This is a genomic window from Gilliamella sp. BG1, from assembly GCF_046635625.1.
GTDB classification, from domain to species: Bacteria; Pseudomonadota; Gammaproteobacteria; order Enterobacterales; family Orbaceae; genus Gilliamella; species Gilliamella bombi.
Window position 1 is genome coordinate 1 of sequence record NZ_JBIDFG010000011.1, and the last position, 13,982, is coordinate 13,982.

Sequence of the window (13,982 nt, forward strand, 5' to 3'; positions counted from 1 at the left end):
TATCTGTTAGCATTGTTCTTGGCATGATGAATCGAGTTATGGTTGTTTTTGACAGAATTATTATAACTCACATCATGTCGTCTAAAAAATAATCACGAAAGATCAACACGCCCTAAATACATAAAAATTAGTTACTTTTCGTAACATGCTTTTTTTTATTCAATATATTATTGTATAAAGTAAAAATCTGATTTACGATAACGTCAATTTCGTTTTGTCATTATGCTTAAGCATTAAATAGTTTCAAGGAAGACGCCAAACGATCCCGATTTATTTTTTAATTTCAAGGAGAAATCTATGGCAGTAACTAACATGAATGAGTTAAATGAGTTAATGGCTCGAGTCAAAAAGGCACAGGAGACTTATTCAACTTATACTCAAGAACAAGTCGACAAAATCTTTGTAGCAGCTGCGACAGCCGCTGCTGCGGCACGTATTCCACTTGCGCAACAAGCTGTTGCAGAGTCAGGAATGGGAATTGTCGAAGATAAGGTCATAAAAAACCTTTTTGCCGCTGAGTATATTTTAAATAAATATCGTCACGATAAGACTTGTGGAGTCGTTGCTGAAAATGAACCATTCGGTACTATTACTATAGCAGAGCCACTTGGTATTATTTGTGGAATTGTTCCAACAACTAACCCAACTTCAACTGCGATTTTTAAATCATTAATTAGCTTAAAAACTCGCAATGCAATTGTCTTCTCTCCACATCCTCGAGCTAAAAAATCAACTATTGAAGCTGCTCGAATTGTATTAGATGCCGCAATTAAAGCTGGCGCACCAAAAGATATTATTGGTTGGATTGACGAGCCATCTATCGAATTATCAAATGCATTAATGCACCACGATGATGTGTCTGCTATTTTAGCAACTGGTGGACCAGGCATGGTAAAAGCCGCTTATAGTTCAGGTAAACCTGCGTTAGGTGTTGGTGCAGGTAATACACCAGTTGTTATAGATGAAACAGCTGATTTGAAACGTGCTGTTGCCTCAGTACTTATGTCTAAGACATTTGATAACGGGATGATCTGTGCATCAGAACAAGCAATTGTTGTTGTTGATTCTGTCTATGATGAAGTACGTCGCTTATTAACTCAATATGGTGCATATGTCTTAAATGCTAAAGAAACTAAAGCAGTACAAGGTATTATTTTAAATGACAAAGGCGCCTTAAATGCCAATATTGTTGGTCAGCCAGCAACTAAAATTGCTGAAATGGCCGGTCTTAAAGTTCCAGCTGGTTCGAAAGTACTTGTTGGCGAAGTAAGTAAAGTTGATTTATCTGAACCGTTTGCCCACGAAAAACTTTCTCCAACACTTGCTATGTTCAAGGCTAAAGATTTCTCTGAAGCTGTTGATAAAGCAGAAAAATTGGTTGAAATGGGTGGAATGGGGCACACTTCAGTCCTTTATACTGATCAAGATAGCAATCGTGAACGTATTGCTTATTTTGGTAGTAAAATGAAAACTTGCCGTATTTTAATAAATCAACCAGCGGCTCATGGTGGTATTGGTGATTTATATAATTTTGATTTAGCGCCATCTTTAACATTAGGATGTGGCTCTTGGGGGGGTAACTCGGTATCTGAAAATGTTGGACCGAAGCACTTAATCAATAAGAAAACAATCGCTAAGAGAGCAGAAAATATGTTATGGCACAAACTACCAAGTTCTATCTATTTTAAACGTGGCTCACTACCAGTAGCTTTAAGTGAAGTGGTTGAGCAAGGTGCAAAACGTGTATTTTTAGTAACAGATAAATTCCTATTTAATAACGGTTACTCAAAACAAATCACTGATCAATTAGAAGCACAAGGTGTTATTTGTGAAACTTTCTTTGATGTTGAAGCAGATCCAACATTAAGTGTCGTGCGTAAGGGTACTGATTCAATGCAAGCATTCCAACCAGATACAATTATTGCGTTAGGTGGTGGTTCACCAATGGATGCTGCAAAAATTATGTGGGTTTTATATGAGCACCCTGAAACTAAATTCGAAGAGCTAGCATTACGTTTTATGGATATTCGTAAACGTGCTTGCCACTTCCCAAATATGGGGCAAAAAGCAAAATTAATTTGTGTAACAACCACATCAGGTACAGGCTCTGAAGTAACTCCATTTGCCGTGGTTACTGATGATGCAACAGGTCAAAAATATCCATTAGCGGATTATGCTATTACGCCTAATATGGCAATAGTTGATGCAAACTTAGTGATGAATATGCCTCGCTCACTTTGTGCTGCTGGAGGCTATGATGCTGTAACGCATGCTTTAGAAGCTTACGTATCAGTTATGGCAAGTGAGTTTTCTGATGGGCAAGCGTTACAAGCGCTAAGCATACTTAAAGCTTATTTACCAGCAAGTTATAGAGAAGGGGCAAAAAATCCTATTGCTCGAGAAAAAGTGCATAGTGCAGCAACGTTAGCAGGTGTTGCTTTTGCTCAAGCATTCCTTGGCGTTTGTCACTCAATAGCTCATAAAATTGGTGCAGCATTCCATATTCCTCATGGTGTTGCTAATGCGATGTTAATTAGTAATGTTGTCCGTTTTAATGCAACCGACAAACCAACTAAACAAGGTACGTTTAGCCAATATGGTTATCCTAAAGCAGTTAGCCGTTATGCCGAAATTGCTGATCATTTAGGTCTAACCACAGCTACAGATAATGATGAGAAGAAAGTTGAGAAATTAATTGGTTGGTTAGATCAACTTAGAAAAGATCTTGATATTCCATTTTCTATTAAAGAATTTGGTGTGGATGAAAAAACTTTCTTGGCTCAAGTCGATCAGCTTGCAGTTGATGCCTTTGATGACCAATGTACTGGTGCAAATCCACGTTATCCTCTAATTGCTGAGCTAAAACAGATCCTTCTTGATACTTATTATGGTCGTGCATATCAAGACAAAGGCGATATTAGCGAAGATGTAGCGGTACAAACAGCGGCTAAAGGTGTAGGGACAACTAAAAAAATGTAGTTAAAAAGAAATAACATAAGTTTATTTTGAACTAAATAAAACCCGAAATAAGCATAAATTTCGGGTTTTTTTATGTTTTTGATTTATTTTTAAGCAAACAAAATAAAATTTGTTTTTTTTGCTTGCAAGGTTAAATGTTCTAGTTCATAATGCGCAGCACTTAGGCCGGCTTAGCTCAGTAGGTAGAGCAACTGACTTGTAATCAGTAGGTCGCCAGTTCGATTCCGGCAGCCGGCACCATTTTCCTAAGTAGACAAATTTATAAAGATTCGGGGTGGGGTTCCCGAGCGGCCAAAGGGAGCAGACTGTAAATCTGCCGTGTCACACTTCGAAGGTTCGAATCCTTCCCCCACCACCATCATCTAACATTAGCAATAGCTAATTGAAGCATTTAGGTAGCCGAGTTTGAACATGCGGGCATCGTATAATGGCTATTACCTCAGCCTTCCAAGCTGATGATGCGGGTTCGATTCCCGCTGCCCGCTCCAATTGCTGATATAGCTCAGTTGGTAGAGCGCACCCTTGGTAAGGGTGAGGTCGGCAGTTCAAATCTGCCTATCAGCACCATTCTTGTTAATCTCCTAAACTTCTAAAAATATCAAATTTGCCTGCTTTATAGCTTGTCACTAGGTAACTTTATCTGTTATTATTCAGAGCTAATTTTAAGTTAGTATTATGTTGATATTAAATATGATACTTGGTTAATGTGGTGATTCACCACCGATTTGTATTACATTTGAGGGACGATAAATGTCTAAAGAAAAATTTGAACGTACAAAACCCCACGTTAACGTTGGTACAATCGGCCACGTTGACCACGGTAAAACAACTTTAACTGCTGCAATTACTTCTGTACTTGCTAAAAAATACGGCGGTCAAGCTCGTGCATTCGATCAAATCGATAACGCACCAGAAGAAAAAGCACGTGGTATCACCATCAACACTTCACACGTTGAATACGATACACCAACTCGTCACTACGCACACGTAGACTGCCCAGGCCATGCTGACTATGTTAAAAACATGATCACTGGTGCGGCACAAATGGACGGTGCTATCTTAGTAGTAGCAGCAACAGATGGTCCTATGCCACAAACTCGTGAACACATCCTTTTAGGTCGTCAAGTAGGTGTTCCTTACATCATCGTATTCTTAAATAAATGTGATATGGTTGATGACGAAGAATTATTAGAATTAGTTGAAATGGAAGTACGTGAACTTCTATCTCAATATGATTTCCCAGGTGATGATACTCCAGTAATTCGTGGTTCTGCGCTTAAAGCGTTAGAAGGCGATGCAGCATGGGAAGACAAAATTGTTGAATTAGCAGAAGCATTAGATAGCTACATTCCAGAGCCAGAGCGTGATATCGACAAACCATTCCTATTACCAATTGAAGACGTATTCTCAATTTCAGGACGTGGTACAGTAGTAACTGGTCGTGTTGAACGCGGTGTAATCAAAGTTGGTGAAGAAGTTGAAATTGTTGGTATCAAGCCAACCACTAAAACAACTTGTACTGGTGTTGAAATGTTCCGTAAATTACTTGACGAAGGTCGTGCAGGTGAAAACGTTGGTGTATTACTACGTGGTACAAAACGTGAAGAAATCGAACGAGGTCAAGTACTTGCAAAACCAGGTTCAATCACTCCACATACTGATTTTGAATCAGAAGTGTATATCTTAAGTAAAGATGAAGGTGGTCGTCACACTCCATTCTTCAAAGGTTACCGTCCACAGTTCTACTTCCGTACAACTGACGTAACTGGTACTATCGAATTACCAGAAGGTGTAGAGATGGTAATGCCTGGAGATAACATCAAAATGACAGTATCATTAATTCACCCAATCGCAATGGCAGACGGCTTACGTTTTGCGATTCGTGAAGGTGGTCGTACTGTTGGTGCGGGTGTTGTTGCTAGGGTTATTAAATAATCTAGTATTAGCTACCAATAGAAAGGGTATCAATAGATGCCCTTTCTTATCTAGTCTGTTTAGCAAAATGTTTTTGATAAAAGAGCATTTTGGAAAATAGATATTACTATAAATAACATAATTATGGGTTTTATATGCTAGTAAGTAACGAGAGTCAAGATTCAAATACTATTCTAGACAAATTTAAGTGGTGTTTAGTTTTAGTATTGATTGCATTTGTTGTTTGGGGAAATTTTTATTTTGCTGAACCAAATGATATATATCAACCTAATACAATCGTTCGGATTATTGCAGTTGTTGTAATTTCGTTATTAACGCTGTTAATTGCGATTACAACAAACATGGGTAAGTCATTTTTGTTATTTTTACAAGAATCTAGAAAAGAATTAAGAAAAGTTGTATGGCCAACACGTAAAGAAACAGCACAAACAACTTTACTTGTTGCAGCTATTACACTTTTTGTTGGTTTAGCGCTTTGGGGGATGGATACAGTATTCCGTTTAGTCATCTTTTATTTAACATCAATAGGGCGTTAATATGAGCGAAACACAACAAAAGCGATGGTATGTTATTCAAGCTTATTCTGGGTATGAAGCGAGGGTTGCACAATCATTACGTGAATACATCAAATTACATAATATGGAAGATGCATTTGGTGAAGTTTTAGTACCCACTGAAGAAGTTGTTGAAATGAAAAGTGGTCAACGCCGTAAAAGTGAACGTAAATTCTTTCCTGGTTATGTGCTAGTTGAAATGATGATGAATGATGCAACTTGGCATTTAGTAAAAAGTGTACCAAGAACAATGGGATTCATTGGTGGTACTTCGGATCGACCAGCGCCTATCAGCCAACGTGAAGTTGATGCTATCATGAATCGTTTACAACAAATAGGTGATAAACCACGCCCTAAAACACTATTTGAACCAGGCGAGCTTGTTCGTGTTAACGAAGGTCCATTTGCTGACTTTAATGGTGTAGTAGAAGAAGTTGATTACGAAAAAAGTCGCTTAAAAGTATCGGTTTCTATTTTTGGACGTTCAACGCCTGTAGAGCTAGATTTTAGTCAAGTTGAAAAGAGCTAATCTTTTGATATAGTTTTTCACTGAATTAGCTGTATCTTTTAGAAAACCACAAGAGTCTATCTTGTGGTTTTTGTTTTTATGAAAGAAATATAATGCCTTTCCAGAATTTGAGAATAATAGTTCTGTTTCTAATATATTTAATCAAAGTGAGTTGCCAAGGTAGATAAAACCACTATAGGATCATAATTTATTATTAATATAATACAGGCAATCTATTCTTTTTTAGATTTTTTTATTCTTTTACCCATATCAAAGTGATATCCCAACCAATAGTTAGGCCAACGTGCTTCGATTCCTATATTATTAACTATTAAAGCAACCATGACTAATAAAACTGAACCTATAAGTACTGGTGTTATCAAGAATGAATAGTCAGTAATTCCAGACATCATGATTAAAATAGGGTTTGCACCAGCTGGAGCGTGAACTACACGTAGTAACTGCATCAATGCGATAGATGTCCCAACTGCTAATGCTATCGGTATAATTCCATTACTAAATAAATTAATGAACAACACACCTATAAAAGACGAAATAAAATGCCCTCCTATAACACTTCTTGGTTGTGCTAATGGAGATTTAGGTGCAGCAAATAACAAGACGCATGTTGCACCAAATGGAGCCATAATTGCTAATGTACCTCCCCACTGAGTGCTTACGAGCAAAGTTAAAATCCCTAAAGCACCCCCAATAAATCCTCTCAATATAGCTACTGCGTTAGGTTTAGGTGACATCACCTCTCCTCCTTTTAATTTTTCTAGCATAAATCTCTCCTGTTTGGTTAATGTGGGATTTTAATAAAACTAGTAAGTCTATTAAGTAAACTGCATCGTTTACTTAATGTGTATTTATTAACTATAAAGGTCAAACATTATTTATAATTAACTATATTAGAGTTGTTGTGATAGAATCAAAAATATTCTAGCAATTACAAATAATAAAAAATGAAATTGAAGCCTGAAATTGTTGATATGATACTTGCTGCGGCTGAATCGCTGTTTAATGAATATGGTTATCATCCTGTTAGTTTAGAGCTTATTGCAGAAAATGCAGGTGTATCAAAAAGAACATTATATAAATATTTTGGTGACAAAAATGGGCTTGTAAGTAAAGTGTTACTTAGGCGGAATGATTGTTTTAAAAAATTACTTACAGATGTTATCGCTGTTTTTTCTGAAAAAAAAGACAAAATCAATGCAATTATTTCATGGCATATAAAATGGTTTAAGAATGATAATTACCGTGGTTGTATGTTTGTACGAGCCAAGTCTGAATATAACAATAAAAGCGAAGAAATATGCGCTATTGTTAGTGAACATAAAAAGTGGATTCAAGATAGGATTTTTGAATGTCTAGGAGGCACAAAGTCATGTGAACAAGCATCTTGCCTAATTATGTTAATACTTGAAGGTATGATATCTTGCACATCCGTTTTTGGTATTGAGGGATATGATTTTGAACAGGCAAAAATGTACATCTATGATATTGTCGATAACATTGGTGAGGATAACCTATGAATTTAAATAGCTGGCTTATAGACAATGGATAGCCATTACCTCAAGCCTATTAACCGAAATGATCAATTTAATCTAAGTTAAACGATTCCAATTGTTGTTGTAATTCTAACCATTGTAGTTCTGTTTCTTCTAATTGATTTTTAAGTTGGCTTTGCTCTAGTAACAAAGTTGTAAGTTCGTTTTTTTTGCTCGCATCATAGATTGCAGGATCAGACAGTTGTTCTTCAATTTGCTTTAATTGATGGGTTAATTTATCAAGCATCTGTTCTTCTTTTTGTAACTGTTTTTTTATTGGCTGCATTTGTGCACGTAATTCAGCTTGTTTACGTTTTTGCTCTTTACGATCTTGAGCTGATATATTACTTGTATTTTCTTTTTTTGGTGAATTTATTTCGTCATTTGATTGGTTATCATTTTTTTGTGCTTCGGCTAACCATTTTTGATAATCATCAAGATCACCATCAAAAGGTTCCACTTTATGATCATGGACTAAATAGAATTCATCGGTGGTCGAACGTAGTAAATGGCGATCATGTGACACCACAACTAATGCACCATCAAAATCAATTAGCGCTTCAGTCAATGCTTGTCGCATATCTAAATCTAGGTGGTTAGTTGGTTCGTCTAATAAAAGAAGATTTGGTTTTTGCCAGACAATTAAAGCTAAAACAAGTCGCGCCTTTTCACCACCCGAGAAAGTTTTAACTGGCTCGGTGACTTTGTCGCCTTGAAAATCAAATCCACCTAAATAATTACGTAGTTCTTGCTCTGTATTTTTCGGTTCAGCAAGTTGCGTTAAATGCCAAAGTGGTGACTCATCGGGGCGTAGATATTCTAATTGATGTTGAGCAAAATAGCCTAATTGAACACCTTTAGCGAGATTAATATGGCCTTCTTTAGGTGCAAGTTCACCAGCTAGCAATTTAATCAGTGTTGATTTACCTGCACCATTGCGTCCTAATAAGCCAATGCGTGAACCAGGAACTAAATTAATCTTAATTTTCTCTAGTATAATTTTATCATCATAACCCGCTACGACTTTGTCCATCATTAACAAAGGGCTTGGTAAGAATTCTGATGGTTTAAAATTAAAATGAAATGGATTATCGACATGCGCTGGTGCAATCAGTTCCATTCTTTCTAGCATTTTTATACGGCTTTGTGCCTGTTTAGCTTTTGTTGCTTTGGCTCTAAAGCGATCGATATAATTTTGTAAGTGTGCAACTTTGAGTTGTTGGCTTTCATAAAGAGACTGTTGTTGAGCAAGTTTAGTTGAACGTTGGATCTCAAAGGAGGAATAATTGCCCGTATATTCAAATAAACTTTTTTGTTCAATATGAATAATTTTATTGACTAAAGGATCTAAAAAATCACGATCGTGAGAAATTAAAATTAAAGTCCCTTGATAGTTGCTTAGCCATTTTTCAAGCCAAATGACAGCATCTAAATCAAGGTGATTGGTTGGTTCATCAAGCAATAATAAATCAGAACGACACATTAACGCTTGTGCCAAATTCAATCGCATTCGCCAACCACCGGAATAGGACTTAACCGGTAACATTAATTGCTCATTAGAAAAACCAAGACCATGTAATAATGTTGCAGCTCGTGCACGAATTGTCCATGCATCTATGGTATCAAGCTTTTCATGAATGACCGCAATTTGTTGACCATTATTTTGCTCATTGGCAATATTTAACTGCTTTTCTAATTGACGATATTCACGATCGCCATCAATCGCATATTCAATCGCAGGAATATCCAAGGCTGGTGTTTCTTGATTGACCCAAGCCAGTTGCCAGTGAGATGGAACACTCAATGTGCCTGCATCAGCTTGGATTTCACCTTTAATTAGCGAAAAAAGGGTGGATTTTCCGCAGCCATTTTTACCCACTAACCCCACTTTTTGTTGAGGATTAATGGTTGCTGATGCATTATCTAATAGCAGGTTAACGCCACGGCGCACTTGGATCGAATCAAAAACTATCATGATATTTATGTCTATTATTCAAAATAAAGTAGGTTAATAAAAATTGTTTTAATCATCTAAAATCAGGAACGTTATAAAACAATCAATTCAAACAAAAAAGCCCTTTGTTGAAACGAAAAGGGCTTAAATTTAATTATTCAATAGGACTATTTCTTAATTGCTGATAAAGCACGACGGATAAAGAACGTACATATACCAACAAAAACAAAAAGCCCTAAAAGTTGCGGTAACATACCTAAATCGAACGGTATTGCGAGTGGAGCATCATTTCCGCCATTGGTGATACTAATCACAATTACAATAGCCAATAACACGCCAACTAAGCTCTCGCCAACAATCAGGCCCGATGCAATTAGCGCCGCTTTACGATCAACTTTTTGGTATTGTTCTTCTGGATCTAAATTTTGCGCTTGGGCTTTTTTGTACGCATTACGTTTAATTATCCATGATAAAAAAGTACCAATAATAATTGGTGTTGTAATGCTTGGCGGTAAATAAATGCCTAACCCAACAGCAAGAGCAGGTATGCGAAAATTAGATTTATTTTGGGCAAGAATTAAATCAACAATAATAATAGCAGCACCTAAAGCAAGTCCTATTAAAATCATCGTCCAGTCAAGTTGATGAGAAAAAATTCCCTTAGCAATTGTTGTCATCAATGTTGCTTGTGGTGCAGCTAAAACTTGGCTTACATCCATATCTTGGCGAGGTAAAGCACCAGTAAAGCCATAAGCGTTATATAAAATCTCTAAAATAGGCGCAATAACAATTGCACCAACAACACAGCCAAGTAATAATGCGACTTGTTGTTTCCAAGGGGTAGCATTAACCAAATGACCTGTTTTTAGGTCTTGTAAATTATCATTTGAAATACAAGCGATCGCCAATACAGCACTGGTTGTAAAGAGCGCAAGTGCGGTTGCAAAATTAGAACCTTCAATAGAAGATAGCATACCATTAGCTTCGCCTAAACCTAATAAGATCAATGAAATGACTACCACAGCAACAATTGCTATTCCTGATATTGGGCTTGCTGATGAGCCAACAAGTCCAGCCATATAACCACAAGCGGCAGCCACTAAAAAACCCATAATAAAAGCAAATAATACAGCGCAAAAAACTAATGTCCAAGCAACGCCTGCTGATAACCCACTATTGTCAATGAAGCTATAAAAAGTCACTAACAAAATAGCTAACATACTGCCCATAATGACTAAAATAGTTTTAGGTGATAAATCCCGCTCGGTTGATGCAATATCACTGTCAGACGCATCTGAACGCATACTTTTAAACGAGATTTTTAACCCTTCGGCCATCGGTTTGATTAACGTGAGTAATGTCCAAACGGCTGCAATTGCGATTACCCCTGCACCAATAAAACGAATATCTTTTGCCCAAAATCCCATAGCAACTTCAGATAACGGTTGACTAGTATCATAATCGGTAATTGCACTTAAAATTGGAACGCCAAATACCCAACCAATAATAGTACCAATTAAAATAGCAATTCCAGACATAATTCCGATTAAATAACCAGCACTAAGTAAAGCTAATGAGAATCCCATAGGCAGTTGAAAAATAGACTTACCAGCAGTAAACCAATAAGCAGTGCTTTCTGATAACGCACGAAAACCATTAGTAAAAAGGCTAACAATGGATGCAATCACGCCACCAAATAAAATATCTTTTAGCCCATCATTAGCTTCATTATTATCGGTTTTAGATCCAGCTTTTAAAATTTCAGCGGCAGCCACACCTTCAGGATAAGGTAAATTACTTTTAACGACCATTACATGACGTAAAGGAATTGAAAATAAAACCCCAAGCATTCCGCCTGCGGCACATATTGCAAAGGTTAGCCAAAAAGGAAAGTGTTGCCAATAACCAATCATTAACAACCCTGGTAGCACAAAAATAATTGAAGATAAAGTGCCAGCTGCTGATGCCTGAGTTTGCACCATATTATTCTCTAAAATAGTTGAGCCTGAAAACAGTTTCAATACAGCCATTGAAATTACTGCAGCAGGGATTGCTGACGAAAAAGTTAATCCAACTTTTAAGCCAAGATAAACATTCGATGCAGTAAAAATAACAGTAATAAGAGCGCCGAGAATGGTACCTCTTAAAGTAAGCTCGCGTAAATTATTCATATTGTTTAATAACGTTAAATTAATAAGCAGGTATTATATACTTAATTCACATTTATCGGCTAGAAGTTCCGTCTTTAAGGCTATTTTTACAATTTATATTATTATTTTTGGTGAAATAATTATCAATAATAGCAAAATATATAAGCGCCAATGTTTAAAAGAGTAACCGTTTTGCTATGAAACCATTTACAATAGTTCAATCAATGATTGATTTATGAGAGATATTTTGAACGCATTACAACGCTTACAAGCCATAACCAAACAACTTCGTGATCCTGTTAATGGTTGTCAATGGGATCGGCAACAAACTTTTGCATCACTAAAATCGTATACTTTAGAAGAAACCTATGAAGTTTTAGATGCAATTGATAAACAAGACATGGATGAGCTAAAAAAAGAACTTGGTGATCTACTATTTCACATTGTCTTTTATGCTGATTTAGCCCAAGAACAAGGAAGCTTTAATTTTGATGAGATTTGTTTATCGGTTGTAGATAAATTAGTTTATCGTCATCCTCATATTTTTACTGAAAAAAAGAATGAAAAAACTAACTGGGAACAACTTAAACAAAAAGAACGAGACCAAAAAGCGCAATACTCATTGCTTGACGATATACCCCAAGCAATACCAGCGTTAATGCAAGCAGAAAAAATTCAAAAGCGTTGTGCCTCGGTTGGTTTTGATTGGCATGATATAAAACCTGTGCTTGATAAAGTAAAAGAAGAAATTGGTGAAGTCGAGCAAGAATTAGAACGCACTAAACAAGATCCACAAAAAATTGAGGAAGAACTTGGTGATTTATTGTTTGCGACTGTCAATTTAGCTAGACATTTAAAGGTTAAATCAGAACTCTGTTTACAGCAAGCCAATAAAAAATTTACCCGACGATTTCAACAAGTAGAATCGATACTCAAACAAAAAAACTTATCTTTAATTGATGCAACGCTTGAACAAATGGAAGACGCGTGGCAAAGTGTTAAGCAATTAGAACAGATTAAACTCAATAGCGAAGTGAATAAAAATGACTGAACAAAAAAATGAATTATATCAAGAGATCGAAGCATGGGCACAAAATGCGATATTAAATAGTCCAAAATGGAGCATTAATCAGCTCGATTACTCTGAAAAAAGTATTACGGTTGTTGAAATGATCATCAGTGAGCTGGCTGAAAAAAACTTTAGCATTCCAGAAGAACAACTCAACATGATATCGCAAGAATACGGATGTTATTTATTGCTCACCGCCCATAAAATATACGGAGGTGAATTTTATTGGAACGAAGAATTTCAACAACCCATGTTAATTTGCTGTGAACCTGATGCCATGATAGTCCTCATGACATGGAACAAAGTAAAAGGACGATTAGTAGGGGATAAAGCCGATCATATTGCTTATTTCTTAGATGAATTTGGCAAAGCTACTTTTCAACCCGAAAAAGGCACTCATGTGGTTTATTTGTAATAAAAATAATCATTCTTAAAATTCTTTACCAATAAAACTAAGCAAGTAGATAAATATTAACAAACTTTACATTACTGAATTGGATGGAGATTGAAAGTGAATTACAAACTTTATATAGGCAATAAAAACTATTCAACGTGGTCTATGCGCCCTTGGGTTGTAATGAAACACTTTGGTATTCCTTTTGATGAAAAGTTTGTTAGATTTGATAACCTTGACGATAAATCTGCTTTTAAAGCAACAGTATCCTCAATATCAAAATATGGTACAGTACCAATTTTAGTTGATAATGATGTGGTGATATCTGATTCTTTGGCTATTTGTGAATACTTGGCCGAAAAACATCCCAACTTAGCTTTATGGCCGATAGATACTAAAAAAAGGGCTAATGCTCGCAGTTTAGTGGCTAAAATGCATTCAGGATTTTCTGCTATTAGAAAACATTTACCAATGAATATTGAAGCTGAGTTTTTCGAAATTGGGCAAATTATTTTACGTGATCATGCTGATGTCAAAAATGAAATTTCTCTTGTTGATGAATTATTATCTTCTTTCTTAAATTTTAATTTACCTCAATCTAACTACTTATTTGGTGAATTTACTATTGCTGATGCTTTCTATGCACCAATGTGTTTAAGGCTAAAAAATTTCGGTATCAAAACATCGGCAACGTTAACCAACTACATTAACACTATTTGTCAAACTCATAGTGTTAAAGAATGGATAAGTGAGGCAATGCAAGAAAAAGATTTTATTGTGGTGGATGAACCTTATCGTCTACACCGTTAATTAACAAATTCTAAGATATTTTTAAATTACTCGTGTGATAGCCTCGAATCTTTGAGGCTAAACAGATACTTTGTAC

At 36.1% G+C, this 13,982-nt stretch carries 11 protein-coding genes and 4 tRNA genes; 12 read left to right on the forward strand and 3 right to left on the reverse strand.

Translation table 11 applies throughout. The features are described 5' to 3' along the window. Positions 1-297 precede the first annotated feature (297 nt). The 8 genes from adhE to nusG all read left to right on the forward strand — a co-directional run bounded on the left by adhE (position 298) and on the right by nusG (position 5,997). Entirely contained in the window at positions 298-2,979 is a 2,682-nt protein-coding gene (gene adhE, locus ACGH80_RS07110; RefSeq protein ID WP_411630751.1) for a bifunctional acetaldehyde-CoA/alcohol dehydrogenase, read from the forward strand. Between the two features lie 164 nt (positions 2,980-3,143). Beyond that, positions 3,144-3,219: transfer RNA gene (locus ACGH80_RS07115), tRNA-Thr, on the forward strand. 33 nt (positions 3,220-3,252) lie between these two features. Next, positions 3,253-3,337, forward strand: a tRNA-Tyr gene (locus ACGH80_RS07120). Positions 3,338-3,392: 55 nt separating this feature from the next. Further along, positions 3,393-3,467: transfer RNA gene (locus tag ACGH80_RS07125), tRNA-Gly, on the forward strand. 3 nt (positions 3,468-3,470) lie between these two features. After that, positions 3,471-3,546, forward strand: a tRNA-Thr gene (locus ACGH80_RS07130). A gap of 183 nt (positions 3,547-3,729) precedes the next feature. Next, complete coding sequence (tuf, locus tag ACGH80_RS07135) at positions 3,730-4,914, forward strand: elongation factor Tu (RefSeq protein ID WP_065639651.1); 1,185 nt, start codon at positions 3,730-3,732, stop codon at positions 4,912-4,914. Between the two features lie 134 nt (positions 4,915-5,048). Next, positions 5,049-5,450, forward strand: a complete 402-nt coding sequence (gene secE, locus ACGH80_RS07140) for a preprotein translocase subunit SecE (RefSeq protein ID WP_034913628.1) — start codon at positions 5,049-5,051, stop codon at positions 5,448-5,450. Between the two features lies 1 nt (position 5,451). Then, on the forward strand, positions 5,452-5,997 hold the full coding sequence (nusG, locus tag ACGH80_RS07145) for a transcription termination/antitermination protein NusG (RefSeq protein WP_034913625.1): 546 nt from the start codon (positions 5,452-5,454) through the stop codon (positions 5,995-5,997). A gap of 212 nt (positions 5,998-6,209) precedes the next feature. Here the strand turns inward: nusG and ACGH80_RS07150 are convergent, their stop codons facing one another. Continuing rightward, positions 6,210-6,761, reverse strand: a complete 552-nt coding sequence (locus ACGH80_RS07150; protein WP_174798898.1) for an HPP family protein — start codon at positions 6,759-6,761, stop codon at positions 6,210-6,212. Between the two features lie 180 nt (positions 6,762-6,941). Here ACGH80_RS07150 and ACGH80_RS07155 point away from each other — a divergent pair, with 180 nt between their 5' ends. Then, entirely contained in the window at positions 6,942-7,514 is a 573-nt protein-coding gene (locus ACGH80_RS07155) for a TetR/AcrR family transcriptional regulator (RefSeq protein ID WP_174798899.1), read from the forward strand. 67 nt (positions 7,515-7,581) lie between these two features. On the opposite strand, the gene ACGH80_RS07160 is transcribed toward ACGH80_RS07155, so the two are convergent. Continuing rightward, complete coding sequence (locus tag ACGH80_RS07160; protein WP_174798900.1) at positions 7,582-9,504, reverse strand: ABC transporter ATP-binding protein; 1,923 nt, start codon at positions 9,502-9,504, stop codon at positions 7,582-7,584. 146 nt (positions 9,505-9,650) lie between these two features. Then, positions 9,651-11,654 (reverse strand): OPT family oligopeptide transporter, encoded by a 2,004-nt coding sequence (locus ACGH80_RS07165; RefSeq protein WP_411630754.1) that lies wholly within the window; start codon positions 11,652-11,654, stop codon positions 9,651-9,653. 214 nt (positions 11,655-11,868) lie between these two features. Here ACGH80_RS07165 and mazG point away from each other — a divergent pair, with 214 nt between their 5' ends. The 3 genes from mazG to ACGH80_RS07180 all read left to right on the forward strand — a co-directional run bounded on the left by mazG (position 11,869) and on the right by ACGH80_RS07180 (position 13,906). Further along, a complete protein-coding gene (gene mazG, locus ACGH80_RS07170) occupies positions 11,869-12,684 on the forward strand; it encodes a nucleoside triphosphate pyrophosphohydrolase (RefSeq protein ID WP_065589849.1) in 816 nt (271 codons plus the stop codon). Continuing rightward, positions 12,677-13,117, forward strand: a complete 441-nt coding sequence (locus ACGH80_RS07175; protein WP_034913613.1) for a hypothetical protein — start codon at positions 12,677-12,679, stop codon at positions 13,115-13,117. The genes mazG and ACGH80_RS07175 overlap by 8 nt, the downstream gene beginning before the upstream one ends. A 96-nt stretch (positions 13,118-13,213) precedes the next feature. After that, complete coding sequence (locus tag ACGH80_RS07180) at positions 13,214-13,906, forward strand: glutathione S-transferase family protein (RefSeq protein WP_034913610.1); 693 nt, start codon at positions 13,214-13,216, stop codon at positions 13,904-13,906. Positions 13,907-13,982 lie beyond the last annotated feature (76 nt).